The sequence below is a fragment of the Alkalibacterium sp. genome (genome assembly GCF_046484155.1).
GTDB lineage: Bacteria > Bacillota > Bacilli > Lactobacillales > Carnobacteriaceae_A > Alkalibacterium.
In genome coordinates this window covers 1-3,240 of record NZ_JAWOBT010000127.1, presented here as the reverse complement: position 1 = coordinate 3,240, position 3,240 = coordinate 1, and the positions used below count along the sequence as shown (strand labels likewise).

2 protein-coding genes and 1 pseudogene are annotated in these 3,240 nt (G+C 44.8%); all 3 read left to right on the top strand.

Translation table 11 applies throughout. From position 1 onward, the window contains the following. A pseudogene (locus R6U02_RS09145) lies at window positions 1–1,682 on the top strand (hypothetical protein); the annotation flags it as partial. A 28-nt stretch (window positions 1,683–1,710) separates the two neighbouring features. Continuing rightward, entirely contained in the window at window positions 1,711–2,757 is a 1,047-nt protein-coding gene (locus R6U02_RS09140; protein WP_410263306.1) for an ABC transporter substrate-binding protein, read from the top strand. A gap of 133 nt (window positions 2,758–2,890) precedes the next feature. Next, a partial coding sequence (locus tag R6U02_RS09135) for an iron chelate uptake ABC transporter family permease subunit (protein WP_410263305.1) occupies window positions 2,891–3,240 on the top strand: 350 nt, incomplete at its 3' end.

Sequence of the window (3,240 nt, the reverse complement as noted above, 5' to 3'; positions counted from 1 at the left end):
TTGAAAACCTGACGCAGGGTGTAGGATCTGATGATATTAAAGATGAATTTGGAAAAATACTTGGCCGTTTCGACCCGGAATATAACCGCATTTCACTCGAAAGCACCGATGCAGCTTATATAACTCAAAAAAGAGTTCTTGAAAAGAATGCTTCTGGTGCTGTTGAGCTTTCGAAACTATACAGGTCCAATCAGGATGCAATTGAACTGCAGTTTAAACTTAATCATGATCTTTACAAAGGCTATGAAACTGAAGAAGATTTTATTCTTGCATATCCCTTTGTGCCTTACCAGTTCAGGCTTATATCAAACGTTTTTGAATCGTTCCAGAACCGGGGGTATGTCATTAAGGAAGTTAAGGACAATGAGAGATCAATTTTAGGAATTACGCACTATACTGCAAAAGTTTATGCCTCGGAAAAGGAAGTAGGTCAGTTTGTCCCATTCGATGCCTTTTTTAATAACCAGTTTACTTCAAATCTTCAGCATGCTGGCTCAAGGGCTATAGACCCGGCGCTTTCTCTTGACTATGTTAAGAATAACGAGTTTGCTGCAAGAATTGTAAAAACACTTTTTCTTGTCTCAAACCTCTCTGATAAAGTGCAGCAAACATTTCCTCCTAATGTGGATAATCTTGTTATTCTTATTATGAAAAAGGTTGACGAGAACAGACTTGAGCTGCAGCAAAAAGTAGGGGAAGTTCTTGATAACCTTATAAAGGAAAGTATCATCCGAGAAGAGGATGGTAATTACTATTTCTTTAATGAGGATGAGATTGATGTTACTAACGAAATAAAAAACACTGTTCCAGGATTTGATAAGAAGCTCGAAGAACTTGGCAAATTGGTATTACCATCTCTTAATGCGTCGAAGAAATTCAGCTTCAGGAATAATGACTTTAGTATCAGTCTTTTTGTTGATGAAAAGAACTTTTTTAGAGGTAGCGATGCAGAAGTCCGGCTCAATTTATTTGATAACAAAAAGCCAGCGGAAATTGCTCTCGGGAATAGAAATGACACATTGGTGTTTTGCTTAAATACATGGTATAATTCTGATAATGAATTTAAGAGGGATTTTGATAGATATATAAAAACAGTTGATTACCTGATCCGTAATTCCGATTATGCTACAGGCCAGAGGCGGGAGACACTGGATAATTTCAGGACAAGGAATAATACTCTTAAAGATCAGCTTGAGAAAAAGCTAAAAGAAGAATTCTTGAGTTGCGATATGGTATCAGGAGCATCAGTTATTGATGCTTCCAGAATCACAGGGTCAATACCCCGGGAAAAATATAACCGAGCATTAGATCTTCACTTCAGTCATATCTATAAGCATATAGAGCTTTCTGAAAGTTATGTAAATACTGCCTCTGCTTTAAGACAAAAACTTTCAGCAGACTCATCACAAACATCATTTGATACAACACCTACTGAAGCCGAAGGTTTAATTAATGACTTTATAAGCTCCAGTGGCAACGAGATTACTGTTTCGGGAGACGCCGCGAAATATCCAGGTAAAGTCCATCTGATAGCCGGAGCGTTTCATGATGCGGTCAATGCCGTCAATGCTGCCAAAACCTACATCGATCCCCAGGCTAATGCGATGGGGACCGTATCGACCTATGCCGATAAACTGAAACCAAAAGCGGCGACAGTCTGGAAACGATATGAAAAAGAATAAAAATCACACTATAATGGAGGAACAAAAGATGACCAAGCTAAAATTGACGACATACTTAGGGTTCGTTACCGCTTCAGCATTGTTGCTGGGAGCCTGCGGACAAACAGATCCCACGGAAGATCAGGCCGGCACAAACGAAAATGACGAGCCAACTGAACAGACAGAAGCAACCACTTTTCCATTGACACTGGCCAATTACACCGTATCTTCAGAAGGCGCAGAATTTTCTGAAAAAGAAATAACCTACGAATCCCGTCCGGAAACCATCGTCGCCAATAACCAGGGAACAGCGGAACTGCTGCTTCAACTTGGATTAGCTGAGGACATCACAGGCGTCGCCGCATTATATGGTGAAGGCGACGAAACAGTAGCTGAGGATTTCTCCACCATACCGGTTCTGGCAGAAGGCTATGTCGGGAAAGAGCTGGTCGTTGGGGCTGATCCGGATATCGTCGTGGGACGCGGCCAACTGTTTGCGAGTACGGAATGGGGAACGGGAACGGTCGAAGAATTGAATGAGCTGGATATTCAAACGTACATTCAAGGGACGTCAACGACCGGGGCAACCTTCGAGGATCTGTATGCGGACATCGATGATTTAGGAAAACTGTTCACAGTTGAAGAGAACGCCCAGGCATTTTCAGCTGACGTACAGACACGCATGGACGAGATCGTTGCGGGTGTACCTGAAGATCAGGAGACGCTCGATTATGCCTACCTCTTTGGGGCAGAAGGCACCAACGTGGATGTCTACAGCGGGGCAGCCGACACTTATTTGAACGATGCGCTGAGCTACATGGACTTGAACAATGCGTTTGCAGACGCAGCGGGCGAAATCAGTGTTGAAGCCTTACTCGAAGCGGATCCGGACGTATTGCTGCTGGTCAACTACACTGGCGGACGCGCTCCAGAAGAAAGCATGGCCGATCTGAAAGCCAATGACGCCCTTTCCAGCCTGACCGCTATCCAGGAAGACCGCGTCTACACAATTGATTACAATCAATTCTGGAGCTACGGTTACCAGATCTTGACCGGTATGGAACAACTCAGCACCGAATTGTATTCAACCGATTGATTTTTAGCCAGGAAGGGAGAATGTGATGAACCGCATCGACAAACAGCGCCAATTGTTTTACATGAGTTTGCTCCTATTTACCGTACTGATCATTCTGTCGGTGGGGATCGGCGTCACGGTCGGACAAGTCGCGGTGCCTCTCACGGAGTCTTTTCAGATACTGACTAAAAACCTGTCAGGGGGACTGATCGGGGAGCTATCCAACCTGTCCTCTGGCGCCTATGAAAATATCATCTGGCAGATCCGGTTCCCAAGGGTCCTCTTAGCGATGCTCACGGGCATGGGGTTGTCACTAGCCGGTGCAGTCATGCAGACGACGGTCCAAAACCCGCTCGCAGATCCTTATATCCTGGGCATTTCTTCTGGCGCATCTCTGGGTGCGACCTTTGCCATAATGATCGGCTTTGGCGGCACCGGCCTACTCGCTCAGCTGGGTTTGTCCTTCTGGGCCTTTCTCGTCCTGCTGTTATCGAATGTAGGCGG